This window comes from Mesorhizobium sp. M8A.F.Ca.ET.218.01.1.1, assembly GCF_004791165.1.
In the GTDB taxonomy this organism is placed as follows: Bacteria; Pseudomonadota; Alphaproteobacteria; order Rhizobiales; family Rhizobiaceae; genus Mesorhizobium.
In genome coordinates this window covers 925,969-949,252 of sequence record NZ_SRUZ01000001.1, presented here as the reverse complement: position 1 = coordinate 949,252, position 23,284 = coordinate 925,969, and the positions used below count along the sequence as shown (strand labels likewise).

Genomic DNA, 23,284 nt, shown 5'->3' with positions numbered 1-23,284 from the left:
TCGTATAGTCGACTGATGCGGAGCAAGAGATGGAAAACGGGGAAAAGAGGATCGTCATTGCCGGCGCCGGCAGCATTGGCTGTTATGCCGGCGGCTGCCTGGCACTCGCCGGGCGGCAGCTTGTCCTGCTCGCCCGACCGCGCATCGAGGCAGCGCTGCGGCAGGGCGGATTGCGCGTCAGCGACCTCAAGGGCCGCGATCGACTGATCAAGCCGGAAGCACTCGCCGTCACCGTGGATCCCGCTGTCGCCTTGCCGGTGGCCGATGTGATCCTGGTTACAGTCAAGAGCGGCGCGACGCAGGATATGGCGGCCCTAATCAAGGTCCATGCCCGTCCCGATGCCATGGTTGTGAGCCTGCAGAACGGCGTCGACAATGCCGACAGGCTGCACGCGGCGCTTGGCCGGCAAACGGTGCTGGCCGGCATGGTGCCGTTCAATGTCGTGCAATCGCCGGACGGCGAACTGCCGCTGCGCGTCCACCGTGCCAGCGACGGCAAGGTAATGGTTGAAGATGGGGACGCCGGCCTTGCCGGCCTTCTCGACGTCGAAGGCCTCGCCGTCGAAGCGCATGGCGACATGAAGGCCGTGCTGTGGGGCAAGCTTCTGATGAACCTGAACAATGCGCTGGTGGCGCTGTCGGGCCTGCCGCTAGCGACCGAACTCGCCGACAGGCGCTGGCGGCTGATCCTCGCCGGCCAGATCGATGAGGCTCTCCGGGCGATGAAGGCCTCGGGCATCGAGCCGGCGCGCATCGCCGGCCTGCGCCCTGCGCTGCTGCCGAAGGTGCTCAGGCTGCCCGACTGGCTGTTCAAGCTCTTGGCGCGGCGCATGCTGGCGATCGACCCCGAGGCGCGTTCGTCGATGTGGGATGATCTGCGGCGCGGCCGGCCGACCGAGATCGACGACCTGCAGGGTGCTGTCTTGCGGCTCGCCGAAAAAGCCGGCACGCAGGCGCCGACGGTCCAGCGGGTCAGCGCCTTGGTGCGCGCGGCGGAAGCCGAGCGGCTTGGCTCGCCGGGCCTGGTGCCGGAGAAGGTTCTGGCGCCGCCGGCCGGCCGTCGATCAACGTGATCTTCTGCCAGATCTTGCGCGACAGGTTGGACGCCAGGTTCTCGATGTCGTTGACGCCGTCGATGACGACGGCGTCGTTGACGGACTGGGCGAACAGCGCCGCGATCTTGCCGGTGATCGACAGCATTTCGGAGCAATAGTCGAGATAGCGCGCGAGATCGGCGGCATTGGTGATGCGGGCCGGCGAATGCGAGGTCGGCTTGAAACTGGCCGACAGGGCCGCCGGATCCTTGGTCAACTGGTGCATGTCGATGACGTGGATCAGCGAACGCAGGCCGTGCAACTGGCGAAACACCTGCTTGCGCTTGATGCGCTCCTCTGTGCGGATCAGGGCAAGGAAACCGAGTACGGCGAGGATGATCATGTTGATCGTGGCTTCGATGCCTTGCACCGACTGCACCGCGTCGTCGGCCTGGGAGATGTGAATGAGCGGCAAGATGGTGCCGACGAACAGGAAGATCAGCGCGCCCGCGATCACGGCGGCGACGATGATGCCGCGCAGCCACCAGATCGGCGCTTCCAGTGCCTTGGCGGCCTTGGCCAGATCGCGCGACAGCGACACCAGTTCGGCGGCGACGCCGCGCAGCCCGGCGTCCGGGAAACGGTCGGCGACGCGGCCTTCAAGCCGCTCGGCGGTTTCGATGATCAGTTTCGGATCAAGCGTGCGGTAGCGCATGGCGAGATATCCGATCGGCCCCTAGAACATGATGCCGAAAAGTGCGGAGCGGCTTTCGGACGACGTCATGCCTCTCTATCTCTTCGATTCAGCCGGCTCGTTGGTGCGCCGGCCATAGCGGTTGGGCCCAGGCTGCCCTGGAAACAGGCACAACACAAGGAAGGCGACGATCGAGACGACCGGCACGAACAGGATCAGCGCGGCAATGCCCGGCTTGTCGAGGTCGTGCAGACGCTTCACCGCCAGCGCGATGTTCGACCACAGCGAGGCGATGAAGGCGATGAAGAAGATGAACGACCACATATTGCTCTCGGCCGAGCCCTCCGGCACCAGCGTGAAGCGGTACAGCGGGAACGCCTGGATGATGGCGACGAGCAATCCGCCGAGAAAATAGGCCGCGCGGCTGACGCGGCCCGATGTCTTGAAGAAAAGCCAGTTGAGATCCGATCTTTCAGGCAAGCGGGTCCGATCCATATTGGTTGGCACCCTTGGTGCCTTCGAGGATGCCGAGTTCGACCAGCAGCCAGATGCCGCCGATGATGGGTACGAGGCCGATCAGCGTCCACCAGCCCGACTTGTTGCGGTCGTGCCAGCGTTTGGCATAGAGGGCAATCGCGAAATAGATCGATGCCAGCGCGAAGAGGATGCCGATGATGCCGATCTGGGCACCGCTGGCGGTGGTGAAACGCGTGCCGAGGATCGCATCGAGAATGAAAGCGATAATGCCGATCACGATGAATACGCCGATGCCGGCCCAGAACTTGGCTCGGTTGATGCGGCCATCAAAGCTTGTGAGCAGATACTTCCAGTCCATGTCACCCCCTCCATGTTGAACCAGCGCGACCGATCGTCGCGCCGGCGGAAGGTGCGCCTGACCGGGGCAAAGATCAATCGCGCAGCAATTCGTTGATCGAGGTCTTGGACCGGGTCTTGGCGTCGACCCGCTTGACGATGACGGCGCAATAGAGACCTGGGCCCGGTTCGTTGTTTGGAAACGGCTTGCCCGGCATCGATCCAGCGACGACGACGGAATTCGGCGGCACCTCGCCATAGAAGACCTCGCCGGTGGCGCGGTCGACGATCTTGGTCGACTGGCCGATGAAGACGCCCATGCCGAGCACCGAGCCCTCGCGCACGATGCAGCCCTCGACCACTTCGGAACGCGCCCCGATGAAGCAATTGTCCTCAATGATGGTGGGACCGGCCTGCATCGGCTCCAGCACGCCGCCGATGCCGACGCCGCCCGAAAGGTGGACATTCTTGCCGATCTGGGCGCAGGAGCCGACAGAAGCCCAGGTATCGACCATTGTGCCGCTATCGACATAGGCGCCGACATTGACGAAGGACGGCATCAAGACGGCGCCTGGCGCCACATAGGCCGAACGGCGCACGATCGACGACGGCACGGCGCGGAAGCCCGCCTTTTCGAAATCGACGGCGCTCCAGCCGTCGAACTTGGACGCCACCTTGTCCCACCACACGGCCTCGCCGGGGCCACCCTTGATGATCTCCATCGGATTGAGCCGGAAGGAGAGCAGCACGGCCTTCTTCAGCCACTGGTTGACGTGCCATTTGCCGTCGGTCTGCCGCTCGGCGACGCGGGCGGTGCCGCGGTCGAGCAGGTCGAGCGCCGACTGGATGGCGTCGCGCACCTCGCCGCGGGTCGCGGTCGAAATGGCGTCGCGTTCCTCGAAGGCCTTGTCGATGGTCTTTTCGAGGCTCGCCAGATCGGGCTTCGACATGAATTTGCTCCATTACCAAGCTGTTAAGGGGCTGCGCCTTAACCTGTTTAAAAGTCGCGCGGACCCTATGTTAAGGCTCAATGGGGGTCAATCGCGACTGCGTCACGGGACGACGCAAGTAAAGGAATGGACGGGTGGATTCGATGACTCCCATGGAAAAGGCGGGATGGACGCCGCTGCCGCATTCGGATGAGGATCTGGAGCGGTCGAAAAGCGTGCCGGACACGCCGCAGACGCGGGCCGAAACCTACCGCCTGGCCTGGAACGATCCCGACTTCATGACCCGGCGCGAACTGCGCGCGGTCAGGCTGCAACTGGAACTGCTGAAGCCGGAAATGATCCTGGCCGAGCGCGGCATCCGTTCGACGGTGATCCTGTTCGGCGGCGCGCGCCTGCCGGAGCCCGGTGGCGAAGCCTGGGCGGCCAAGAACGAGACGCAGAAGAAGAACCTCGAGGAAAACAGCAAATATTACGAGGAGGCGCGCAAATTCGCCCGCCTCTGCTCGCGGCAGTCAGCCACGTCATACTATCGCGAATATGTCGTGGTGACCGGCGGCGGACCCGGCGTGATGGAAGCGGGAAACCGCGGCGCCGACGATGTCGGCGCGCCGTCGATCGGGCTCAACATCGTGCTGCCGCACGAGCAGGCACCGAACCCCTATGTGACGCCGGAGCTCTGTTTCAATTTCCACTATTTTGCCATCCGCAAGATGCACTTCGTCATGCGCGCCAAGGCCGTGGCGGTGTTTCCCGGCGGCTTCGGCACGATGGACGAGTTCTTCGAGACGCTGACGCTGATTCAGACCGGGCGCATGGAGCGCGTGCCGGTGATCCTGTTCGGCAAGTCCTTCTGGAAGCGGGCGATCGACCTCGACTTCCTCGCCGAGCAAGGCACCATCAGCCCGGGCGATCAGGACATCATCGATTTCGTCGACACAGCCGACGAAGCCTGGGGCATCATCAGCCGCTTCTACAAGCTGGGGGAATAGGAGTTGGGGGAATTTGGGAAACGAAATGAGGAACTGGGGAAATGAAGAATTGACGAAATAAGGGGCATGGTCTTGCGTCCCTCCTCAATTCCTCAATTCCTCAATTCCTCAATTCCTCAATTCCTCAATTCCTCAATTCCTCAATTCCTCAATTCCTCAATTCCTCAATTCCTCAATTCCTCAATTCCTCAATTCCCTACTCCCTTGCGACTATGGTCGTGAGGAACGTGGCGAGATCGTCGGTGACGAAATCGACGTCATCCTCGTTGGCCGGGTCGCGTTCCCAGATTTCGGAGAAGGTCGGTTCGAAATTGCGCGGTACCACGAGAACCGTGGTCATGCCCAATGACTTCGGCACGGCCAGGTTGCGGGCGAGATCCTCGAACATCACCGCATTGTGGCCGGTGACGGCGTGCAGCTCGGCGAACTTCTCGTAGGTCTGGCGCGCCGGCTTGGGGTTGAGGTCGGCGGCGACAATATCGAAGATGTCGTCGAAATGGTCGAGGATGCCGAGCTGGCGCGCGGTGCGCTCGGCGTGCCTGCGGTCGCCATTGGTGAAGATGAACTTGCGACCGGGAAGCTGCCGGATGGCGGTGCCGAGAACGGGATCGGGCACCAGCCACGAATAGTCGATGTCATGGACCTTCTCGAGGAAGTCGTCGGGATCGATGCCGTGGCGCGTCATCAGCCCGTTCAGCGTCGTGCCGTATTCGAGATAGAGCTCCTTCTGCAGCTTGCGCGCCTCCTCGCGCGGCAGCGCCAGCAGCTCCCCGACATAGGCGGTCATCTTGACGTCGATCTGCGAGAACAGATTCGAGTGGTGCGGATAGAGCGTGTTGTCGAGGTCGAACACCCAGTCGGTGACATGGGCGAAGCGGGCGGGATCGGGAAGCGTCGTCATGCGCTCCTTATGGCATGAAACAGGGATTCCGAAAGGGACTTTATCCACAACTTCTGCCCGTTGAGGTTGCAGAAATGGCCTCACGGTTCAAATTTTAACCGTCCGGGAAAGGTGGCCTTCAGGGCTTGCTGGCACAGAGACAAGTCCTGAGGGGAGTTCGCGATGAACAGCATTATTCTCAAATCCGCCGCCATCGCTTTCGCCTCCGTCGCCGCCTCTCTCATGCTGACGTTGATTGTCGTCCCAGCCATGGGATTCCCCATAACGCGCACGATCTGGCTGACCTCGACGCTCTGTCCGCTGGTCCTTGCCTGGGCCGCATGCGCCAGCACGTTCTGGCAGAGCGACAGGCTGAAAAACGCGCATCGCGAGCTTGCCCGTGCTCATGCCCAACTCGCCGCCGCGCACCGCCGCCTGGCGGAAAAGGCGAGCCGCGACGACATGACCGGCATGCTCAACCGGGAAAGCTTCTTTGCCGCGCTGGACGGCTCCCGGCGCAAGTCCGACCGCGGCGCCCTGCTGATCATCGACGCCGACCACTTCAAGACGATCAATGACAATTTCGGCCACCTGACCGGTGATGACGCGCTGCTGTTGATCGCCAGCGCCATCGAGCGCGGCGTGCGCAGCGGCGACGTGCTCGGCCGCATCGGCGGCGAGGAGTTCGGCGCGTTTCTGACCGGAGCCACGGAACAGGAGGCCAAGCGCGTTGCCGAGCGGATCCGCCGCGAGGTCGAACTGATCCGCTTCCGGCCGGTCGATGAACGGACCATTCCGTTGACCGTCAGCATCGGCGGCACTGTCTGCGGCGAGGATGTCAACGTATCGGAGCTGATGCGCGCCGCGGACCGGCGCCTCTACCAAGCCAAGCATGCGGGCCGCAACCTGACGATCCTCGATACCGATATTTCCGAAGCGGCATGAGCAGGCCGGGCCGGCACACCTGGCCCGTTAAAAAATTTCTAACCCTGTTTGCATCCGGTTGTGCCGCTTGTCGGCACTTTCCCCGCCTTGATGCCATGCTTGGCACGATACTGGCTTCCGTGACGATGTGTGTGCCGTTCGGGGAATGTCATGCGCGCATCGAAGCCCTAGCCGAGAGACCTGCCATGAGTTTCCTCATAAAAAAAATGTCGCGCCGCACGCTCGTGCAGGCGCTGATCGCCCTGCCTGCCCTGTCGTTGTTCCGCAAGCTGCCTGATGCCGACGCCACCCATGCCGGTTCATCCCGGGCCGATCCTGACGAGATCGTCGAGGTCAATGGCTGGATCCTGAAGCGGAGCGACCTGGCATGATCTTCGACAGCTACGAGGCGTATCGCGCCGCCAACTTTGTGCCAAGGGTCTGCATCCTTGGTTCCGGTCCGGCCGGCACAACGATCGCCAGAAAACTTGGCGCTGCCGGCATTCCGGTCGTGGTGCTGGAAGCCGGTCCGCGGGAATTCAGCGACGACTCGCAAGACTTCTACCGCGGCACCACGGTCGGCGATTTCTATTTCGATCTCGACATCACCCGGCTGCGGTTCATGGGCGGCAGCTCCAATCACTGGGCCGGTTGGTGCCGCGTGCTCGACAAACTGGATTTCGAGCCCAAGGCCTGGGCGCCCGACACCGGCTGGCCGATCCGCCGCGCCGACATCGAACCCTACCTCTCGGAAGTGCGCGCTATCCTCGACCTTCCCGATTTCCGGCCTGATGTGCCGATTTCGGACGACATTCGCTGGGTGCAGTTGATCAAGAGCCCGGCGGTGCGGTTTGCCGAAAAATTCGCCGACGAACTCGACAAGAGCAAAAACATCGCCGTCGTGCTCAACACCTACGCCACCGAGCTTGCCGGAGACGGCAAACGCGTGACCGGCGCCAAGCTGTGGTCCAACGGACAGGACGCCGGCTCGTTCAGCGCTGACTATTTCATCGTCTGCACCGGCGGGCTGGAGAATTCGCGGCTGCTTTTGTGGTCGAACCAGCGCTCCAACGGCGGCGTCGTGCCGAACGCGACGGCGCTTGGCCGCTACTGGATGGAGCATCCGACCTTCGAGGGCGGCAACGCCATCCTGGCCGACTATGGTGCGTTCGAGGTCGATGCCGTCAAGGAGGCCTTCTTCTCGCCGATGCCTGCCGCGATGGAACGTCTCAAGATCATGAATTTCGGCATCCGGCTGATCGAGACGCCCTATCCGGGCGTCAAGAGCCTCATCGCCGACCTAGCCTGCACGGCGCCGCACATGGCGGAATGGGTATCTGGCAAGCTCGACCAGAACCTGCGTTGCGCCGCTCAGCTTTATGTCGCCTGGGAACAGGCGCCGCTGGCTTCGAACCAGATCGAGTTGTCGAAGACCGAGGTCGACCATGCCGGCGTGCCGCGCATCGAACTGCACTGGAAGAAATCGAAACTGGAACAACGCACCCTTCTCGAAGGCCTGAGGCTGTTCGGCACGACGCTTGCCCAGAAAAACCTGGGCCGGGTGCGCATTGCCGACTGGATCTCGAACGGCGAGGATTATCCGACCAACGAAGAGACGGCGGGCCATCATCATATGGGGGGCACGCGCATGGGCACGGATGTCACCAGGAGCGTGGTGGACGCCAATTGCAAGGTGCATGGCATGGACAATCTCTATGTTGGCGGCTCTTCCGTGTTCTGCACGTCGGGCCAAGCCAACCCGACGACGACGATCACCGCGCTCGCCTGCCGGCTGGGCGACCATCTGAGCAAGGTCGTCATGGCCTGAACGACCTCCACGAAGCCGTCGTCCTGCCAAGCCACGACCGGCAGGGCCGGCGCCAAGGATGGCGCCGGCAGAGGCTCAAAAGCCGTAGACGGCGATCCGGACCAGCACGGCGGCGGCGGCCAGCGACACCAGCAGGATACCGAGACCGATCGGAGAGCCCCAGCCATACCATTCCATGGCCAGCTTGGCGTATTTGAATTCTTCCTCGTGCGAGAGAGGCGTACGCTGTTGAATCAAACTCATTTTTCATATCCTTGCCCGGGAGCGGCTCTTGCCTTGTCGGGGGCGTAGCCGCATATTGCTATAATGGTCTAAATGTTAGACGGATTGATAGTTAGATGATCGAAGTAAATTCGTCAAGCGGGAATCGAGCCGAACTGACGACAGCCATCGGTCTTGCCATCATGCAGTGGCAGGACGCGACGCAGGCCTATGACGAGGCGGTGGGGATGAGACTCGGCCTCAACATGGCCGAGCGCCATTGTATCGGACTGCTCCACGGCGGCCCGCAATCGGCCGGCGCGATCGCGACCGCGACCGGGTTGACGCCGGCCGCGGTGACCGCGCTGATCGACCGGCTGGAGGCGCGCGGCCTCTTGACGCGCATGCGCAGCCTCGAGGACAGGCGCAAGGTGGTCATCGAGGCAACGGAGTCAACACGGGAGCTGTCGGCACGCTATTACGGCGCCATCGCGCGGGAAGGGGAGAAGCTCATTGCCACGTTCAGTGACGCGGAGCTTGCCACCATTCGGCGCTTCGTCACCGCCGCGCTCGACCTGCAGCGCGACCAGCTCATGCGGCTGAAGGCCGAGGCGCCGCAGCCGCGCTGATCTAGAGGGTCAGACCACCTAGCGTCCTGATCGGCCGAAGCGCCGTTCGAGATAGGCTTGGCCGAATTCCAGCGCGATCGACAGAATCCAGTAAATCATCGAGGCGGTAATCAGCATCTCGATATGGCGGAACTCCGTCTGGCCCATCGTGCGGGCGAGATACATGATCTCCCAGACGCCGACGACGGAGACCAGCGAGGAATCCTTCAGCATGGCGATGAACTGGTTGCCGGTCGGCGGGATGATGACGCGCATGGCCTGCGGCAGGATGACGAGCGCCATGGTTTGGCCGGGGCTCAGGCCGAGCGCCGTGGCGCCTTCGCTTTGACCGCGCGGGATGCTTTCGATGCCGGCGCGGAAGATCTCGGTCATGTAGGCGCCGTAACACAGCGACAGCGCGACGATACCCGCCGGCACCGCGCCGATCACGTAACCGATCTGCGGCAGCCCGAGATAGATGATGTAGATCTGCATCAGCAACGGCAGGCCGCGAAACAACGATGTGTAGAAGGTGGCCAGCCCGTAAACGATGCCGTTCCCGGTCAACTTGGCGATGGCGCCGACCAGTGCGATCAAGGTCGCGATCAGGATCGAGATCGCCGAAATGTAAAGCGTCGTGGTGACGCCCTGGGTGATCAGGAAGCCGACTTTCCTGGCGATGAAGGCGAGGGAGAGGTCGAAGGAATAGAAGAACAGCATCAGCAGCACGAACAGCTCGATCCAGACGCCGACGATCTGCTGGCGTCGGGGCAGGAGCAGAAGCAGCTTGCAATTCACCAGCACCAGCAGCGCGATCAACACGGCCGAGAGGGCTCGCGACAAGGCTGGGTTGGCCTGCAGCCAGTCGGACGCAAGCGGCATCAATGAGCCGATCCAGCTCGACTTGATGCCCATGGCGTAGAGGGCTGCGGCCAGCAGCGCCGGAAAAAGCGCGGCCGCGGCGCGGCGGGCGAGCCCTGGATGGGAGAGCATCAGCCTGCCGATCATGCCGTCACCTTGTCCTTGGCGATGGCGTTGCGTTCCCGCCACCAGTCCTGCGCCTGCAGTTTCCAATAGGTAAGCTGCGCGGCGGCCAGGCCGGCGGCGCCGCCGGCCCAGCTCAGTCCGAAGGGCGCGAACTGCCGGTACCGGTCCGAGGCGCCCAGAATGCCCTCGGCGACAATTTTTCCGGCAATCGCCGTGGTGTTGAGCCCATGGCCGCCGAAAGCGGTGCAGTACCAGACGCCTGGCTGCATCTCCCCGATCTGGGGCATCAGATGCCGGGCATAGGACATTAGCCCCGACCACGCCAGTTCGGTCTTGAGGCCGGCAAGCTGCGGGTAGGTGCCGACCATCTCGCGGCGCAATTCGCGCGCCAACGCGTCGGCGGAAGCGGCGCGCGTGGTGATGCGCCCGCCCCACAGGAGGCGGCGGCCATTCTCGACCAGGCGATAATAGTCGCCGGCCCGCCTGTTGTCGCCGACGGCGTCCGTCGTGGCGACCGCTTGCGCGATGAGGCGGGGGGCCGCCTCGGAAACCATGACATAGGTCGCGATGGGCAGGAACGCCCGGTAGAGCTGGCCGAATACCGGGCCGGTATAGCCGCCGGTCGCGAGCACGATCCGGGGCGCCCGAAGCGTGCCCTGTCTGGTGCGAAGCATCTTTTGCGGCCCCGAGAGGTCGCACTGCACGACTTCGGAGCTTTCATGAATCTCGCCGCCAAGCCGCTCGATCTCGTCGGCAAGGCAACGCAGATAGTTGAGCGGATGGATGTGAAAGGCGTTCGGGTCACGCAGGCCCTGGTGGTAGCGAGCGGACTTCAGCATCGATCGGACGTCTTCTCTCTCGAGATACTGAAGTTCATAGCCGTGGTCGCGGGCCATCTGTTCGGCATAGGCCTTCAGCGCATCGCCGTCGTCGTAGCGCAAGACGCTGAGCAGGCCGGCACGCGGCTGGGCGGCCGATATTGCGAGCGTCTCGATGGTGTCGCGCACGAATTCGACGCCTTCGATCGACAGCCGGTGCAGGTCGCGCGCGGCCTCCCCGCCGACACGTGCGGCGATATTGTCGCCGCCGGTGGCGAAGCCGGGCGTGACGAAACCGCCATTGCGGCCCGAAGCGCCGAAACCGACGAGCTGGGCTTCGAGCACGGCGACATGCAGTCCGGCCCGCGCCAGCTGCAGCGCCGTCGTCAGCCCGGCCAATCCGGCGCCGACGACGGCCACGTCACATTGCGCCTCGCCCTGCAGCGGAGGCCTCGTCTTCCGGTCGGCCAGGGTGCGGGCGTAGTAGGTATCCGGATAGGCCATCGACGACTTTGCGGTGAGGGGCATGTATTTGGTGGGTGACGCCGCCGGCTGCCGAGGGGCAGCCGGCGGAATGACTTTACTTGGCGCTGTAGTCCTTGCCGTACCACTTCGTGGTCAGCGCGGCGAGCGTGCCGTCCGTCTTCATCCCGGTGATGATGCCCGCGACCTTCGCGGTCCACTCCGGATCCTTCTTCTCGGCGATGACGACGAGCGGCTCGCGGAAGGCGTACTCGCCTTCGAGGATCTTCACGGGATAGCCGTTCTTGATGGCGTTCTGCGCCGTCTGCTCCGGTGCGATCACGGCATTCAGGCGCACGCCGTCGCCAAGCCGCAGGTCATCGAAGGGAAGCATGGAATCCGCGTAGGTGCGGACCTCGCCCGGTTCCAGCTTGTATTGGATGGGAGCCAGGCCGGGTGCGTCGATTTCGAGCTTGCGGCGGATGAAATCCTCCGAGGTGGTGGCCGTCTCGACGCCGATGATCTTGCCGTTGAGATCGGCGACCGACTTCGCGCCGCTGTCCTTGTGCAGGACGTAGACATAGGGGCTGTAATAATAGATGCCGACAAAGTCGATCACCTTGGAACGGGCCTTGGTCGGCGTGACCGATCCGACGCCGAGGTCGTAGCGTCCCTGCCAGCGTCCGCCGGTCAGCGTCGCCCAGTCGGGCGTTTCGAACGAGACCTCGACACCAAGCCGCTTGCCGATCTCGCGCGAGACATCGATGTCGAAGCCGGCGAGTTCGTTGCTGTCGTTGAGAAAGCTCTGCGGTGGCCAGGCCGCGTTGGTGGCGATGACCATCGCCTTTTTCGACGTGACGCGGTCCAGGGTTTCCCCGGCCATGGCCGCCGTTGTGATCGCGAATGTCGCGGCGGCAAGAACGGCTAAATCGAGCAGCTTTTTCAAAGTTATCCCTCCCTTGTGGTTGAAACTGATAGGATGCGTAACGTCGGACCTCAGCGCTTTCGGCCACAGGTTCAACGCGGATCGGTTTGTGCCCACCACAGCCGAAGCTCGTTCCCCCTGATGGACCGGCGTTTGTGACCCCAGACAGTCAGGTCGCAAAAAGAAGGGTTCCACCCGGCGAAATGCGGGATAATGGCGATCGCGCAGTCATTGCGTGCCTTGAGACGGCAAAGTGCCGGATATGTTCGCCTTGTTCCGTTCGCTAAGGCCGGTCTTCCGGATTGTCGCGGGGGCGGTTCAGCCGATAGGATCGCGGCGGTTACAGCGCGGATCGAGCGAGAGGATTTGTTTGTGGAATTGACCGAGAAGGATCGTCAGCTGCTCGCGCTGATGCAGAAGAATGCGCGTGAGCCGGTCGCGTCACTGGCACGTCAGCTCGGCGTATCGCGGACAGCGCTGCAGGAGCGGATCCAGAAGCTGGAGGCCGGCGGCATTATCGAAGGCTATAGCGTGCGGCTGACCAAGGAGGTGGCCCAGAACGCCGTCCACTGTTTCACGCTCGCCGCCCTGAACAACAAGAGCTATCCGGACGTCTCCAGAAAGATCAAGGCGATGCCTTCGATCCAGGCGGTCTACGCCATCACCGGCGAGTGGGACCTGATCATCCACCTTGCCGCCGAGACGCTCGAGAAGCTGAACCGGGAGGTGAATGCCGTGAATGAAATCAGCGGCGTCGTCAAAACCGCTTCCCATGTGGTGATGGAGACGAAGTTCAATCGGACCATCTACGCCTTGTAGGACGTGGCGGCGGGATTGCGGACCTCCCGGCGGCCGGGACAACGCTGGCGTTGCCGCAAGCGTCGGCGGGCAACGGGGCTATTTCGGTTGGACCCCATAGGCGACAAGAAACGCCTCGACCGAGGCATCCGCGTGCCGTTCAAGTTCGGCTTTGGAACGCGGGTTGCTCCCCGTGAACATGGCTTCATTCATGGGGATCCAAAGGATCATCCCAAAAAGATGGCTGGCCGCCAGACGGGGATCACTGGTTTGCATCAGCCCCCGATCGGTGAGCTTTTGAAAGCAGGACGCCGTCGAGGCAAGCATGCGCTCAAAGCCTTTTTCGTACCAGCCGCGGCCAAGCTGCGGCATTCGATCCGCGTTGGCGATGATCAGGCGGCGCAGCTTCAACAACTCGTCGTCCATGAGCATCGTTATCAAGCACCGAGCAAGCTGCTGCAGGCCGCCCTCCATGAATTTCGCCTCGGAAAGCAGTGTCGTCACGGACTCGATGATGTCGTTGACCTGGCCAGCGGTTGATAGAACGACTTCACCGAAAAGTGTCTCCTTGTCGGTGAAATGCTTGTACACGGTCTGCTTGGAAGCTCCCGCCCTGGTGGCGATTTCCTCCATGCTGGTTCCATCATAGCCCTTGGCGATGAACGCCGCCGTGGCCGCCTGGATGATTTCACGATCCTTGCGTGCCGATCTGGTCTCCCCCTTGATTTCCATGGCACCCCTTTGACCGGTACTAGACGGTACCGTTCTCTCGTGATAGTCGTCAAACGGTACTGGACTGACTAGTACCTGTCAACGAAGGCGAGGCTTTAGACCGATGACCAAGATGATCTTCATAAATCTGCCGGTGCGCGATCTGCAGGCAGCCACCAATTTTTATCTCGCGATCGGGGGCACGCTCAATCCGCAGTTCTCGAGCGACCAGGCCAGCTCGATCATGTTCTCGGACTCCATTGGCGTCATGTTGCTTTCGCATCAGTACTACAGCCAGTTCACCGAGCGGCAGATCGGCGACCCCAGGCGTGAAAGCCAGATGCTGATCGCGCTCACCGCCGACAGCAAGGACGACGTCAACGCCATGATCGAGAAGGGCGTGGCGGCAGGCGGACGCGCTGATCCCAATCCAGCGCAGGATCTCGGCTTCATGTTCAACCGCCACATCGAAGACCCCGACGGCAACGTCTGGGAGTTCATGTGGATGAACCCCGCCGCCCTGCAATAGCCTGCCGGGATCAAAGCGTCTGAAGCGCGTCGCGTCGAAACGGAGTCATGCGACGCGCTTTAGGTCTTTGTTTTTATGTCGTATTCCCAAAACCGAAACGGACTAGACCGTCGCCGGGTCGAGCGCCGGCTGACTCTTGCGGCGTGCGACGATCGCCTCGAAATCCGCGCTCTGGAAGGCGTCGCGCAAGGCGTCGAAGGACGGCAGCACGAAATAGGCGCGCTGGAACTTGTCGATCTCGTAGCCGGTGCGCATCACCGTTTCCAGGTCGAACGGCACATGGTGGGCGTCCTTGCCCTCCACCGCGAATTGCAATTCGGTGAACGACGACATCAGCCCGGCGCCGAAGGCTTTCAGCGGCTGGCCGGCTTCCCGCATCAGGCCATACTCGGCCGTGTACCAGTAGAGCCGGGTGATCATCTCGTCGCCGCCGAGCGCGATGATGTCGCCGGCCTTCCTGCCATACATCTGCATGAAATCGGCGAACACCGGCTGCGACAGCACCGGCACATGGCCGAAGAAATCATGGAACATGTCCGGCTCGACGATGTAATCGAGTTCCTGCCTGGTGCGCAGCCAGTTGGTGACCGGGAAGCGGCGATTGGCGAGGTGATCGAAGAACGGGGCCGCCGGAATGAGGCCGGGCACGGCGACGATCTCCCAGCCGGTCAGCTTGCGCAGCCTGGCGCTGACGTCGGCGAAATCGGGAATGGCGTCGAGCAGGCCGAGCTTCTCCACGCCGTCGAGATAGGAATGGTGGGCGAGCTTGCGCGTCAGCCTGGTCTGGCGGTCGCACAGCGTGCGCCACACCGCCTGCTCCTCGGCGCTGTAGTCATAGCCCTGTGCCACGGTGAAATCGGCGCGGCAGACCGAATAGTCGCCGCGCAACCCTTGCGCCGCGCAGTCGCGGGCATATTCGGCAACGCTCATCGTCGTCATATGTCTTCTCCCTCGCAAAGCATCGATGGCTGCGGTGCCGAAAGTGTAGCCCGACTTACCGAGGCAAATTGGTTTTGATCGTAGATGGAGCGGCATATTCGAGATAACATTCACTCAAAATCGACACAAGGAGAGTGAAAATGCCTCAGTTCGATGATTTCGAGATCAGGATGCTCGATGTCCTGCAACGCGACGGGCGCAAACCTGTCTCGGAGCTGGCGCAGGAGATCGGCCTCTCCACCACGCCCTGCGCGCGGCGCTTCGAAGCGCTGCAGGAAGCCGGCATCATCAAGGGATTTGCCGCCGTGATCAGCCGCCGCGCGGTCGGCCTGATGGTCGAGGTGTTCATCCAGGTGCGCCTGGTCAGCCACAGCGACGGCTCGCCCGAGAGCTTCATTGCCGCTGTCCAGCGTATGGACGAGGTGTCGTCGTGCTGGACGATGACCGGCGACCACGATTTCCTGCTGCATGTCATGGTGCCATCGGTCGACGAACTCAACGCCTTCGTAATGCATCGGCTGATGCGGCTCGAGGGCGTGCGCGACGTCCACACCCAGCTGGTGCTGCAGAACATCAAGGGACCCGGCCACGTGCCGCTCGCGCATCTCAGGCGCTGACAGCGCTCACTCGTTTCTGCGGAAAAGCTGCGAGCAAACTGCTGAAACGGGCCAACCGGGCGGCACGATCGCCGGCCAGCATGCGGACCAACGTCCTGGAGGTCCGCTATGAAAATCGTCCTGATCAATCCGCCGCACACCGCCATCGGCAGCCGCGTGCCCGACGATCACCTGCCGCCACTCGGCCTGCTGGCCATCGGCGGCCCGCTGGTCGACGCCGGCCACGACGTGCGGCTCGTCGATGCCGAGTTCGGGCCGATGCCGCTCGCCTCGGTCGTCGCGGAAGCCCTGAAGGACTGTCCCGACTTCGTCCTGATCGGCCATTCCGGATCCACTTCTGCGCATCCGACCGCCTTGTTGATCGCCGCGATGATCAAGGCGCGCGAACCGGCGACGATCGTCATCTATGGCGGTGTCTTCCCGACCTACCACTGGCGCGACATCCTGGCCGAAACGGACGTTTTCGACTTCATCGTGCGCGGCGAGGGCGAGGCGACCGTGGTGGCGCTGGTCGAGGCGGTGGAAATGCGCCAGCCGCCGGCAAGCGTCGCCGGCATCGCCTATCGCGACGATCTGCGCCGGCCCTTCGCCACCCAGGCGGCGATGACCATCGCCGACCTCGACGCCTACCGCGTCGGCTGGGAACTGATTGACGTCAGCAGATACAGTTACTGGGGCGGCAAGCGCGCGGTGGTCATGCAGTTTTCGCGCGGCTGCCCGCATCTGTGCAATTATTGCGGCCAGCGCGGCTTCTGGACCCGTTGGCGGCATCGCGATCCCAAGAAATTCGCGCAGGAGATCGCCTGGCTACACCGCGAGCACGGCGTCGAGCTGATCAACCTCGCCGACGAGAACCCGACCGTCTCGAAGAAGGCCTGGCGCGCTTTCCTGGATGCGATGATCGCCGAGAACGTGCCGGTGCTGATCGTCGGCTCGACACGCGCCGACGATATCGTGCGCGACGCTGACATGCTGCACCTCTACCGCAAGGCCGGTGTTATCCGCTGGCTGCTCGGCATGGAAAACACCGACGAGCAGACGCTGCGACTGATCCGCAAGGGCGGCAGCACCTCGTCCGACCGCGAGGCGATACGGCTGCTGCGAAAGCACGGCATCCTGTCGATGGCGACCTGGGTGCCCGGTTTCGAGGATGAAGGTTTTCGTGATCTCTGGCGTGGTTTCCGCCAGCTCATCGCCTATGACCCGGACCAGATCCAGGCGCTCTATGTGACGCCGCATCGGTGGACGCCGTTCTTCCGCATCGCGCGGGATCGCAGGGTCATCCAGAAGGACGCCCGCCTGTGGGACTACAAACACCAGGTGCTGCACATGACGCGGCTCAAGCCATGGATGCTGTTCTTCTCGGTCAAGCTGATCGAACTCGCCGTGCAGTCGCGGCCGAAGGCGCTGGCGCGCATCCTGTTCCACCCGGATCCCGAGCAGCGGCATTCGATGCGCTGGTACACCAAAATGGGCCGCCGCGTCTGGTTCCGCGAAGTGTGGGGTTTCCTGGTGACCGACAACCGGGTGAAAGGCGGCCCGACGCTCGCCGAATTCTGGGGCGCGCCGCAGGATGCGGAGGAAGAGTCGATGACCTTTCAGCGCCCGGCGAAGAGACCAGTAACGGCGCCTGCCGCCGAGCAGCATGCCTTTGGCGTCTCACCGCCGCCGGCCTGACCCGTCTCGCCCTGGCCGCCAGCGGACCTCGCGCTAATTTCTGGCGATCGGATGATGGTGGCCAGCAGGAGGAAGCGATGAAACTTGTCACGCATAAGAAGATGAAAGGTGGCCGGCCTATGCCTTGGGGGAAAGGCACCGTCGTGACCGGAGCCAAGGGGTATGTCTTCCTTGCCGGCAATACAGGCACGGCCGAGAATTATGACCCGTCGAGCGGCAAGGGGGGCGCCGTCGGCGACGCGGCGACGCAATGGCGTTCCATTCTGACGAACATCAAATCGGATCTGGAGGAGCTCGGCAGCTCGCTCGAATATCTCGTCAAGATCACCCAGTACGTCAAAGGGCCGTTTCCCGACGGAGGCGCGCTGAGCTCCCCAAATTTCCGGCTGGACGTGATGGACGAATTCTTCGCCGAGCACTGCCCGAAGCACTGCAGCTACAACAATCCGCCGCCCTCGGAAGTGATCGGGGTCGCCGCGCTCGCGCAATCCGATCTCGTCATCGAGATCGTGGCCGTCGCCGCTCTGCCGGACTGAGGATGCCGGGCTCCGAAGCGCAAAATGTCAAGGCACGATCAGTGTACCGGCGCCGTGTTCGGTGAAGAGTTCGAGCAGCACCGAATGCGGCGTCTTGCCATTGAGGATGACGACGCCCTCGACGCCGCGCTCGATCGCCTCGATGCAGGTCTCGACCTTGGGGATCATGCCGCCCGAGACCGTGCCGTCCTTGATCAGCGCCTTCGCCTCGGTGACCGTCAGCTCGTCGATCAGCTTCTTGTTCTTGTCGAGCACGCCCGGCACGTCGGTCAGGAACAGGAGGCGCGAGGCCTTGCAGGCGCCGGCGATGGCGCCTGCGAAAGTGTCGGCGTTGATGTTGTAGGTGTGACCGTCACGGCCGGGCGCCACCGGCGCCAGAACGGGGATCATTTCGGAGCGTGCCAGCAGGTCGAGCAGCGTGCGGTCGACCTCGACCGGCTCGCCGACGAAACCGAGATCGAGCACGCGCTCGATGTTGGAATCGGGGTCGATCATGGTCTTGCGCGCCTTTTCGGCGAACACCATGTTGCCGTCCTTGCCGCACAGGCCGATCGCCCATTCGCCCTCGGCGTTGATCAGTGCGACGATCTCCTTGTTGATCGATCCGGCCAGCACCATCTCGACGATCTCGACCGTCTTCTGGTCGGTGACGCGCAGGCCGCCCTCGAACTTGGATTCGATCCCCATCTTGTTCAGCATGGCGCCGATCTGCGGGCCGCCGCCATGGACGACGATCGGATTGACGCCGGACTGCTTCAACAGCGCGATGTCGCGGGCGAAGGCCTTGCCGAGCTCGATGTCGCCCATGGCATGGCCGCCATATTTCACCACGACCGTCTTGTGCTCGTAGCGCTGCATATAGGGCAGCGCGCGCGACAAGAGTGCGGCCTGCATTTCGGCGGTGGCGGCGACGTCCGTCATCGGCGTGGTTCCCTGGCTTTTGGTTTTATGCATGCCGTTGTCCCCAAACCGCTGGGCACTTTTGGGCGACATGCATCAGGTAAGGACGGCGGCGTCTTAGCGGGAATTGACGCGAGCCGCAAATGGCATTGCTGTCATATTCGAGCCGTTCACGGTGTCGTCATTGTGACGGCACCATCAGCGGCGCCCGCCGCTTCAGCCAGCCCGAGATCTTCTCCATCTGCGCGGCGAGCGACAAAAGCGTTTCCTCGTCGCCCGGGCGGCCGGCGGCCTGGATGCCGAGCGGCAGGCCGGCGTCCGTGACATGGACCGGTAGCGCAATCGACGGCTGGCCGCTGACATTGTGGATTGCGGGCCAGTGCGTGAACCATAGGCTCTTGTCCATCAACTGGCCGAACAGTGGTTTGATCCTGAGCAGCGCCGTGAGATGCAGCTTGTCGAGCAGGGTTTCGATCAACTCGTCGGCGCCTTTGGGATCCATGGCGCCGCAGGCAAGCGGCGGGTGCGCGATGACGGGCATCAGCACCGCATCATAGCGCGCAGTGTCCTCGATCAGGCGGCGCGAGGCGGCATGCAGCCGCTGCAGGCCGGCATAGACGTCGCCGGCCGAGACCATTTCGCCCAACCGGCCGAGCACCCGCGTGGCGCGCTCGATGTCGCCCGTCACGGAGCGGCCGACGCGCAGCGCTTCACCCCGCAACGAGCCGGCAACGGCGGAGGCGACCGTCGTGCAGAAATCGGCGAAGAAATCGCGGCCGATGAAGGGCAGCTCGATGTCCTCGACGGTATGGCCGCCCTCACGGGCGAGCGCCACGGCAATGTCGAGCGCCTTGAGCGTCTCGGCCGAAATCGGCAGGCCGAGCGGCGACTTGCGGTAGACGGCCAGCTTGAGCCTGCCGGGATCGCGCGCGGCAGCGGCCGCGAACGGACCCTTTGGCGGCCGCGCGGCATAAGGCGCCAGCGCATCTGGACCATGAGTGAGGTCGAGCAGCAGCGCACAGTCGCGCACCGAGCGGGTGACGGCGTGATCGACGACCATGCCGTACCAGCTTTCGCTTACCAGCGGCGACAGCGGGACACGGCCGCGCGAGGTCTTGAGGCCGACAAGGCCGCTGCAGGCCGAAGGCACGCGGATCGAGCCGCCGCCATCCGACGCATGCGCCGCCGGCACGACGCCGGCGGCGACCAGGGCTGCCGAACCGCCCGATGAGCCGCCGGTGGTGTGGCCGGTATTCCAGGGATTGCGGGTGATGCCGAAGGCTTTGGATTCCGTCATCAGCCGCAGCCCGTGCTCGGGCGAGGTCGAGGTGACGATCGGGATCAGCCCGGCGGCGAGATAGCGGTCGGTCATCACCGAATTGAAATCGGGCACCCATGCGGGAATGCGGCTGCCGCCATGCGAGGGCACGCCCTTGGCGGCGATGCCGAGATCCTTGATGGCAAAGGGGACGCCGGCCAGCGGCAAGGAGCGGTCGATGCTCTTCGCCCGCGCCCGCGCGGCGTCATAGAGCGTTTCGGCCGTGGCATTGATTTCGGGGCGAGTGGCCTCGGCGCGGGCGATTGCCGCTTCGGTCAATTCGATCGCCGACACGTCGCCCTTGCGCACCAGAGCGGCGAGGCCGGTCGCGTCTTCTTCCCAAAGGATTCGTTCGACCGACATGCGCGCTCCCCCGTTGCCGCCAAGCTAGTCAGCAGCGATTCCGTTGGCAATCCAGGCCAATAATGTCTCAGTTTGGAATTTGAGCGGCGAGTTTTTGTAAGACGCCTATCTCATGGAGTTGGAGGGGGAGCAACCGCCCCCGGAACAATGTCGGTATTCTGGGCAACCTTTATCCGCCAGCCCGACGGTTCTTCCTTCACAACAACCAGAAGCAGAATGCCTTTTCGCGTTCCAGCGGATGAGCCGTCCGGAGCGGATGCACCAGTCAGGATCCATGTATAATGCACCGATGCAATGCCGGAAGATAATTCAACAACTGACGAGACGGCACCTTCTAATCGGCTGTCGCGAAACATGGTTTCATGAGTTGCGCGGTGCGCCCTTTCGATCTCGGTGTGGTTCTTCCACCACATGCCCACGACATTGACAAAATTAGCGTCGTCGGCGAACAGCGCCGCGAAGTCGTCCATGTCATGTCTATTCCAAGCATCGGCAAAGGCAGTCGCGACATCCTCAGGTTTGGCGACTACCAATCTCATGCCAAATCTCCCTTGCTTTCCGCTAAAGTGTAGCATGTCGGGGTCATCGCCTCAAATGCGATTGCCAATCTTTGAATTCAAACTGGGACACAGCCTCGAGGCAGGTGTGCGGACGCCGGAACTTTAGGCGCGCGGAATATTTCCGCGTTGCAAATACATCGCAATTGCCTAATTTGGACCCGCATGACGCCGCAGGACATCACCAAGCTGATCGTTCGGACTTCGATGAAGGATCGGGCTGCGTTCGACCTGCTGTACCGGCAGACCAGTGCGAAACTTTTCGGCGTGTGCCTTCGTGTATTGAACGACCGGGGAGACGCGGAAGAGGCGTTGCAGGAAGTCTTCGTCAAGATATGGACGAAGGCGGATCGTTTTGCCGTCTCCGATCTGAGCCCGATCTCCTGGCTGGTGGCGATCGCGCGCAACCATGCGATCGATCGCATCCGAGCGCGGCGCAAGCCTGCAGTCGATATCGATACCGCGCTCGACGTGGCCGATCCGGCGCCGGGACCAGAAGCGATGGCGGTGGCGGGCGATGAGACCGAACGCATCCACCACTGTCTCGATGAACTGGAAAAGGACCGGGCGGCGGCCGTCCGCGGCGCTTATCTCAAGGGCGAAAGCTATGCCGAACTGGCGGAACGTCACGGCGTGCCGTTGAACACGATGCGTACCTGGCTGCGCCGCAGCCTGATGAAACTCAGGGAATGCCTGGAAAGATGACGCTGGCAGAGGACAATGGACCGGAACGTGGAGGCGACGACCTGTTCGCCGCCGAATACGTTCTTGGTGTTCTGCCGGCGGAAGAGCGGCAGATCGCATCCAGGCGCATCGACAGCGAGACAGAGTTCGCGCGGCTCGTCGATGGTTGGGAAGTTCACCTCTCGCCGTTGGGCGCGGGCTATCCGGAGATCGAACCGCCGGCTTCGGTGAAGCCGGCGATCGACCGCCGGCTGTTTTCATCCACCGCCGCCGCGCCCGCCGAACCGCGCGCCGGCCTGTGGTCCAGCCTCGCCTTCTGGCGTGGTCTCGCCGTGGCGGCTGTTGCCGCGCTGGCGCTCTATGTCGCCGTTCCCTATGTCAATCGGCCGGCCGAACAGCCGCAGGCGCGACTAGTCGCCTCGCTGGCCGCCGACGGCAGCGACGTCAAATATCTCGCCGTCTATGATTCCGAACGGCATGAAGTCAGCCTTTCGCATGTTTCCGGCGCGCTCGCCTCCGGCAAGGACTTCGAACTGTGGATGATCGAGGGCAAGAACGCGCCGGTCTCGATGGGCGTCATCCCGGCCGGTGCGACGGCGCACATTGGGGTCTCGCCCGCCACGCAGCAGAAACTCGCGCAGGGCGCCGTGCTGGCCGTCAGCCTCGAGCCTGCCGGAGGCTCGCCGACCGGCCAGCCGACCGGCCCCGTTGTTGCCGCGGGCGATCTGAAGGGCATCTGATCGACCCTCCGGATGGTGACAAGATAGAAATTACCCAGTCTATCTTCCATCACATATGTCTAATAGGCCCGTAAGCCGGCAAACCGTCGTGCTCGAAAATTTTTCCGCAATGCAAATAAATCTAAAACCAGGAAATAGTCTGAAACTCACGCATCTGTGTTCCGTATCTCCTCGCGTCCCCAAAAATGGGAAGAGAAACCCGAGGAGTCCAGATATCATGCGTAGATTCGCCACCCTTTTGCTCGCCGGTACGATCGCTGTCTCCGCGCTTGCCACGGCTGCTTATGCTGAAAACCCGATGGTCGGCGGCGCCGCCATGTTTGCCAACAAGACCATCGTCGACAACGCCGTCAATTCCAAGGATCACACGACGCTGGTCGCCGCCGTCAAGGCCGCCGGCCTGGTCGAGACGCTGCAGGGAGTCGGCCCGTTCACCGTCTTCGCGCCGACCAACGAAGCCTTCGCGGCACTGCCGGCCGGCACGGTCGACACGCTGCTCAAGCCCGAGAACAAGGACAAGCTGACCAAGATCCTGGCCTGCCACGTCATCGGCGCCAAGGCGATGGGGGCGGATGTGGCCGCGATGGCCAAGGCCGACGGCGGGACGCATAAGGTCAAGACGGTCGGCGGCTGCGAGCTGTCGCTCAAGGCCGATGGCGGCAAGGTCACCGTCACCGACGAGAACGGCAATGTCGCTAATGTGACGATCGCCGATGTCGAACAATCCAACGGCGTCATTCATGTCATCGACAAGGTTCTGCTCCCGAAAATGTGATGGGACCGAAAATGTAACAAGGCGCTT

General features: G+C 63.0%; 28 protein-coding genes. 14 read left to right on the top strand and 14 right to left on the bottom strand.

The annotated features are described in order from the left end of the window. The first annotated feature begins 29 nt into the window (after positions 1 to 29). Positions 30 to 1,073: a 2-dehydropantoate 2-reductase gene (locus EN861_RS04515; protein WP_135862580.1), complete on the top strand. Its 1,044-nt coding sequence runs from the start codon at positions 30 to 32 to the stop codon at positions 1,071 to 1,073. On the opposite strand, the gene EN861_RS04510 is transcribed toward EN861_RS04515, so the two are convergent. From EN861_RS04510 to dapD, 4 genes are all read right to left on the bottom strand, one after another. Continuing rightward, complete coding sequence (locus EN861_RS04510) at positions 973 to 1,749, bottom strand: hypothetical protein (protein ID WP_127873293.1); 777 nt, start codon at positions 1,747 to 1,749, stop codon at positions 973 to 975. The genes EN861_RS04515 and EN861_RS04510 overlap by 101 nt on opposite strands. 75 nt (positions 1,750 to 1,824) lie before the next feature. After that, entirely contained in the window at positions 1,825 to 2,208 is a 384-nt protein-coding gene (locus tag EN861_RS04505) for a DUF805 domain-containing protein (RefSeq protein ID WP_245458575.1), read from the bottom strand. Continuing rightward, positions 2,201 to 2,563 carry a DUF805 domain-containing protein gene (locus EN861_RS04500; RefSeq protein WP_127873295.1) on the bottom strand — a complete coding sequence of 121 codons (363 nt, stop codon included), beginning with the start codon at positions 2,561 to 2,563 and terminating at the stop codon, positions 2,201 to 2,203. Before EN861_RS04500 ends, EN861_RS04505 begins: the two co-directional genes overlap by 8 nt. A 73-nt stretch (positions 2,564 to 2,636) precedes the next feature. Beyond that, positions 2,637 to 3,491, bottom strand: a complete 855-nt coding sequence (gene dapD, locus EN861_RS04495) for a 2,3,4,5-tetrahydropyridine-2,6-dicarboxylate N-succinyltransferase (RefSeq protein ID WP_127276047.1) — start codon at positions 3,489 to 3,491, stop codon at positions 2,637 to 2,639. Positions 3,492 to 3,634: 143 nt separating this feature from the next. Between dapD and EN861_RS04490 the strand changes: the two genes are divergently transcribed. Beyond that, entirely contained in the window at positions 3,635 to 4,480 is an 846-nt protein-coding gene (locus EN861_RS04490) for an LOG family protein (RefSeq protein ID WP_135862990.1), read from the top strand. A 196-nt stretch (positions 4,481 to 4,676) separates the two neighbouring features. On the opposite strand, the gene EN861_RS04485 is transcribed toward EN861_RS04490, so the two are convergent. Continuing rightward, the gene (locus EN861_RS04485) at positions 4,677 to 5,381 is read right to left on the bottom strand and encodes a pyrimidine 5'-nucleotidase (RefSeq protein ID WP_135862578.1); all 705 of its coding nucleotides are present in this window, start codon (positions 5,379 to 5,381) and stop codon (positions 4,677 to 4,679) included. Between the two features lie 162 nt (positions 5,382 to 5,543). On the opposite strand from EN861_RS04485, the gene EN861_RS04480 reads away from it, so the two are divergent. From EN861_RS04480 to EN861_RS04470, 3 genes are read left to right on the top strand one after another with little or no spacing between them, the layout of a single operon-like run. Next, positions 5,544 to 6,305: a GGDEF domain-containing protein gene (locus EN861_RS04480; RefSeq protein ID WP_127276044.1), complete on the top strand. Its 762-nt coding sequence runs from the start codon at positions 5,544 to 5,546 to the stop codon at positions 6,303 to 6,305. Beyond that, positions 6,302 to 6,676, top strand: a complete 375-nt coding sequence (locus EN861_RS36045) for a hypothetical protein (RefSeq protein WP_245511989.1) — start codon at positions 6,302 to 6,304, stop codon at positions 6,674 to 6,676. The genes EN861_RS04480 and EN861_RS36045 overlap by 4 nt, the downstream gene beginning before the upstream one ends. Next, positions 6,673 to 8,112 (top strand): GMC family oxidoreductase, encoded by a 1,440-nt coding sequence (locus tag EN861_RS04470; RefSeq protein WP_135862574.1) that lies wholly within the window; start codon positions 6,673 to 6,675, stop codon positions 8,110 to 8,112. Before EN861_RS36045 ends, EN861_RS04470 begins: the two co-directional genes overlap by 4 nt. A gap of 75 nt (positions 8,113 to 8,187) precedes the next feature. Here the strand turns inward: EN861_RS04470 and EN861_RS35290 are convergent, their stop codons facing one another. Beyond that, the gene (locus tag EN861_RS35290) at positions 8,188 to 8,355 is read right to left on the bottom strand and encodes a hypothetical protein (protein WP_167531521.1); all 168 of its coding nucleotides are present in this window, start codon (positions 8,353 to 8,355) and stop codon (positions 8,188 to 8,190) included. A gap of 95 nt (positions 8,356 to 8,450) precedes the next feature. Here EN861_RS35290 and EN861_RS04465 point away from each other — a divergent pair, with 95 nt between their 5' ends. Next, positions 8,451 to 8,942, top strand: a complete 492-nt coding sequence (locus tag EN861_RS04465) for a MarR family transcriptional regulator (RefSeq protein WP_135862573.1) — start codon at positions 8,451 to 8,453, stop codon at positions 8,940 to 8,942. 18 nt (positions 8,943 to 8,960) lie between these two features. Here the strand turns inward: EN861_RS04465 and EN861_RS04460 are convergent, their stop codons facing one another. The 3 genes from EN861_RS04460 to EN861_RS04450 form a co-directional block, all read right to left on the bottom strand. Further along, positions 8,961 to 9,929: an amino acid ABC transporter permease gene (locus EN861_RS04460; RefSeq protein ID WP_127276041.1), complete on the bottom strand. Its 969-nt coding sequence runs from the start codon at positions 9,927 to 9,929 to the stop codon at positions 8,961 to 8,963. Continuing rightward, on the bottom strand, positions 9,926 to 11,230 hold the full coding sequence (locus EN861_RS04455; protein WP_135862987.1) for an FAD-binding oxidoreductase: 1,305 nt from the start codon (positions 11,228 to 11,230) through the stop codon (positions 9,926 to 9,928). Before EN861_RS04455 ends, EN861_RS04460 begins: the two co-directional genes overlap by 4 nt. Positions 11,231 to 11,306: 76 nt before the next feature. After that, positions 11,307 to 12,071, bottom strand: coding sequence for a transporter substrate-binding domain-containing protein (locus EN861_RS04450; protein ID WP_245464268.1), 765 nt, complete (start codon positions 12,069 to 12,071; stop codon positions 11,307 to 11,309). A gap of 255 nt (positions 12,072 to 12,326) precedes the next feature. On the opposite strand from EN861_RS04450, the gene EN861_RS04445 reads away from it, so the two are divergent. Further along, complete coding sequence (locus tag EN861_RS04445; protein ID WP_245511988.1) at positions 12,327 to 12,932, top strand: Lrp/AsnC family transcriptional regulator; 606 nt, start codon at positions 12,327 to 12,329, stop codon at positions 12,930 to 12,932. Between the two features lie 78 nt (positions 12,933 to 13,010). Here the strand turns inward: EN861_RS04445 and EN861_RS04440 are convergent, their stop codons facing one another. Beyond that, complete coding sequence (locus tag EN861_RS04440; RefSeq protein WP_135862571.1) at positions 13,011 to 13,643, bottom strand: TetR/AcrR family transcriptional regulator; 633 nt, start codon at positions 13,641 to 13,643, stop codon at positions 13,011 to 13,013. A gap of 103 nt (positions 13,644 to 13,746) precedes the next feature. Between EN861_RS04440 and EN861_RS04435 the strand changes: the two genes are divergently transcribed. Continuing rightward, entirely contained in the window at positions 13,747 to 14,151 is a 405-nt protein-coding gene (locus tag EN861_RS04435; RefSeq protein ID WP_135862569.1) for a VOC family protein, read from the top strand. A 102-nt stretch (positions 14,152 to 14,253) separates the two neighbouring features. Here the strand turns inward: EN861_RS04435 and phhA are convergent, their stop codons facing one another. Further along, the gene (phhA, locus tag EN861_RS04430; RefSeq protein WP_127276037.1) at positions 14,254 to 15,090 is read right to left on the bottom strand and encodes a phenylalanine 4-monooxygenase; all 837 of its coding nucleotides are present in this window, start codon (positions 15,088 to 15,090) and stop codon (positions 14,254 to 14,256) included. Between the two features lie 140 nt (positions 15,091 to 15,230). Here phhA and EN861_RS04425 point away from each other — a divergent pair, with 140 nt between their 5' ends. The 3 genes from EN861_RS04425 to EN861_RS04415 all read left to right on the top strand — a co-directional run bounded on the left by EN861_RS04425 (position 15,231) and on the right by EN861_RS04415 (position 17,920). Next, on the top strand, positions 15,231 to 15,707 hold the full coding sequence (locus EN861_RS04425; protein WP_127276036.1) for an Lrp/AsnC family transcriptional regulator: 477 nt from the start codon (positions 15,231 to 15,233) through the stop codon (positions 15,705 to 15,707). 108 nt (positions 15,708 to 15,815) lie between these two features. Then, positions 15,816 to 17,384: a magnesium-protoporphyrin IX monomethyl ester anaerobic oxidative cyclase gene (bchE, locus tag EN861_RS04420; RefSeq protein ID WP_135862567.1), complete on the top strand. Its 1,569-nt coding sequence runs from the start codon at positions 15,816 to 15,818 to the stop codon at positions 17,382 to 17,384. A gap of 77 nt (positions 17,385 to 17,461) precedes the next feature. Beyond that, positions 17,462 to 17,920 (top strand): RidA family protein, encoded by a 459-nt coding sequence (locus tag EN861_RS04415; RefSeq protein ID WP_127276034.1) that lies wholly within the window; start codon positions 17,462 to 17,464, stop codon positions 17,918 to 17,920. 27 nt (positions 17,921 to 17,947) lie between these two features. On the opposite strand, the gene argB is transcribed toward EN861_RS04415, so the two are convergent. From argB to EN861_RS04400, 3 genes are all read right to left on the bottom strand, one after another. After that, on the bottom strand, positions 17,948 to 18,841 hold the full coding sequence (gene argB, locus EN861_RS04410) for an acetylglutamate kinase (RefSeq protein WP_127276050.1): 894 nt from the start codon (positions 18,839 to 18,841) through the stop codon (positions 17,948 to 17,950). Positions 18,842 to 19,001: 160 nt separating this feature from the next. Next, positions 19,002 to 20,501 carry an amidase gene (locus EN861_RS04405; protein WP_135862565.1) on the bottom strand — a complete coding sequence of 500 codons (1,500 nt, stop codon included), beginning with the start codon at positions 20,499 to 20,501 and terminating at the stop codon, positions 19,002 to 19,004. Positions 20,502 to 20,611: 110 nt separating this feature from the next. Then, positions 20,612 to 21,040, bottom strand: a complete 429-nt coding sequence (locus EN861_RS04400; protein WP_127280227.1) for an SgcJ/EcaC family oxidoreductase — start codon at positions 21,038 to 21,040, stop codon at positions 20,612 to 20,614. A gap of 183 nt (positions 21,041 to 21,223) precedes the next feature. On the opposite strand from EN861_RS04400, the gene EN861_RS04395 reads away from it, so the two are divergent. The 3 genes from EN861_RS04395 (at position 21,224) to EN861_RS04385 (ending at position 23,257) form a co-directional block, all read left to right on the top strand. Beyond that, on the top strand, positions 21,224 to 21,763 hold the full coding sequence (locus EN861_RS04395) for a sigma-70 family RNA polymerase sigma factor (RefSeq protein ID WP_127280228.1): 540 nt from the start codon (positions 21,224 to 21,226) through the stop codon (positions 21,761 to 21,763). Then, the gene (locus EN861_RS04390; protein WP_127280229.1) at positions 21,760 to 22,482 is read left to right on the top strand and encodes an anti-sigma factor; all 723 of its coding nucleotides are present in this window, start codon (positions 21,760 to 21,762) and stop codon (positions 22,480 to 22,482) included. Before EN861_RS04395 ends, EN861_RS04390 begins: the two co-directional genes overlap by 4 nt. A 217-nt stretch (positions 22,483 to 22,699) precedes the next feature. Then, positions 22,700 to 23,257 carry a fasciclin domain-containing protein gene (locus EN861_RS04385; RefSeq protein ID WP_127280230.1) on the top strand — a complete coding sequence of 186 codons (558 nt, stop codon included), beginning with the start codon at positions 22,700 to 22,702 and terminating at the stop codon, positions 23,255 to 23,257. Positions 23,258 to 23,284 lie beyond the last annotated feature (27 nt).

What these genes read in the sequence shown, in the direction of transcription:
- EN861_RS04385 (WP_127280230.1), top strand. Translation starts at nt 22,700, where the DNA reads ATGCGTAGATTCGCCACCCTTTTGCTCGCCGGTACGATCGCTGTCTCC.
- EN861_RS04455 (WP_135862987.1), bottom strand. Translation starts at nt 11,230, where the DNA reads ATGGCCTATCCGGATACCTACTACGCCCGCACCCTGGCCGACCGGAAG.
- EN861_RS04445 (WP_245511988.1), top strand. Translation starts at nt 12,327, where the DNA reads ATGGCGATCGCGCAGTCATTGCGTGCCTTGAGACGGCAAAGTGCCGGA.
- EN861_RS35290 (WP_167531521.1), bottom strand. Translation starts at nt 8,355, where the DNA reads ATGAGTTTGATTCAACAGCGTACGCCTCTCTCGCACGAGGAAGAATTC.
- EN861_RS04480 (WP_127276044.1), top strand. Translation starts at nt 5,544, where the DNA reads ATGAACAGCATTATTCTCAAATCCGCCGCCATCGCTTTCGCCTCCGTC.
- argB (WP_127276050.1), bottom strand. Translation starts at nt 18,841, where the DNA reads ATGACGGACGTCGCCGCCACCGCCGAAATGCAGGCCGCACTCTTGTCG.
- EN861_RS36045 (WP_245511989.1), top strand. Translation starts at nt 6,302, where the DNA reads ATGAGCAGGCCGGGCCGGCACACCTGGCCCGTTAAAAAATTTCTAACC.
- bchE (WP_135862567.1), top strand. Translation starts at nt 15,816, where the DNA reads ATGAAAATCGTCCTGATCAATCCGCCGCACACCGCCATCGGCAGCCGC.
- EN861_RS04435 (WP_135862569.1), top strand. Translation starts at nt 13,747, where the DNA reads ATGACCAAGATGATCTTCATAAATCTGCCGGTGCGCGATCTGCAGGCA.
- EN861_RS04500 (WP_127873295.1), bottom strand. Translation starts at nt 2,563, where the DNA reads ATGGACTGGAAGTATCTGCTCACAAGCTTTGATGGCCGCATCAACCGA.
- EN861_RS04425 (WP_127276036.1), top strand. Translation starts at nt 15,231, where the DNA reads ATGCCTCAGTTCGATGATTTCGAGATCAGGATGCTCGATGTCCTGCAA.
- dapD (WP_127276047.1), bottom strand. Translation starts at nt 3,491, where the DNA reads ATGTCGAAGCCCGATCTGGCGAGCCTCGAAAAGACCATCGACAAGGCC.
- EN861_RS04400 (WP_127280227.1), bottom strand. Translation starts at nt 21,040, where the DNA reads ATGAGATTGGTAGTCGCCAAACCTGAGGATGTCGCGACTGCCTTTGCC.
- EN861_RS04395 (WP_127280228.1), top strand. Translation starts at nt 21,224, where the DNA reads ATGACGCCGCAGGACATCACCAAGCTGATCGTTCGGACTTCGATGAAG.
- EN861_RS04465 (WP_135862573.1), top strand. Translation starts at nt 8,451, where the DNA reads ATGATCGAAGTAAATTCGTCAAGCGGGAATCGAGCCGAACTGACGACA.
- EN861_RS04470 (WP_135862574.1), top strand. Translation starts at nt 6,673, where the DNA reads ATGATCTTCGACAGCTACGAGGCGTATCGCGCCGCCAACTTTGTGCCA.
- EN861_RS04390 (WP_127280229.1), top strand. Translation starts at nt 21,760, where the DNA reads ATGACGCTGGCAGAGGACAATGGACCGGAACGTGGAGGCGACGACCTG.
- EN861_RS04405 (WP_135862565.1), bottom strand. Translation starts at nt 20,501, where the DNA reads ATGTCGGTCGAACGAATCCTTTGGGAAGAAGACGCGACCGGCCTCGCC.
- EN861_RS04485 (WP_135862578.1), bottom strand. Translation starts at nt 5,381, where the DNA reads ATGACGACGCTTCCCGATCCCGCCCGCTTCGCCCATGTCACCGACTGG.
- EN861_RS04460 (WP_127276041.1), bottom strand. Translation starts at nt 9,929, where the DNA reads ATGATCGGCAGGCTGATGCTCTCCCATCCAGGGCTCGCCCGCCGCGCC.
- EN861_RS04450 (WP_245464268.1), bottom strand. Translation starts at nt 12,071, where the DNA reads ATGGCCGGGGAAACCCTGGACCGCGTCACGTCGAAAAAGGCGATGGTC.
- EN861_RS04415 (WP_127276034.1), top strand. Translation starts at nt 17,462, where the DNA reads ATGAAACTTGTCACGCATAAGAAGATGAAAGGTGGCCGGCCTATGCCT.
- phhA (WP_127276037.1), bottom strand. Translation starts at nt 15,090, where the DNA reads ATGACGACGATGAGCGTTGCCGAATATGCCCGCGACTGCGCGGCGCAA.
- EN861_RS04510 (WP_127873293.1), bottom strand. Translation starts at nt 1,749, where the DNA reads ATGCGCTACCGCACGCTTGATCCGAAACTGATCATCGAAACCGCCGAG.
- EN861_RS04440 (WP_135862571.1), bottom strand. Translation starts at nt 13,643, where the DNA reads ATGGAAATCAAGGGGGAGACCAGATCGGCACGCAAGGATCGTGAAATC.
- EN861_RS04490 (WP_135862990.1), top strand. Translation starts at nt 3,635, where the DNA reads ATGACTCCCATGGAAAAGGCGGGATGGACGCCGCTGCCGCATTCGGAT.
- EN861_RS04515 (WP_135862580.1), top strand. Translation starts at nt 30, where the DNA reads ATGGAAAACGGGGAAAAGAGGATCGTCATTGCCGGCGCCGGCAGCATT.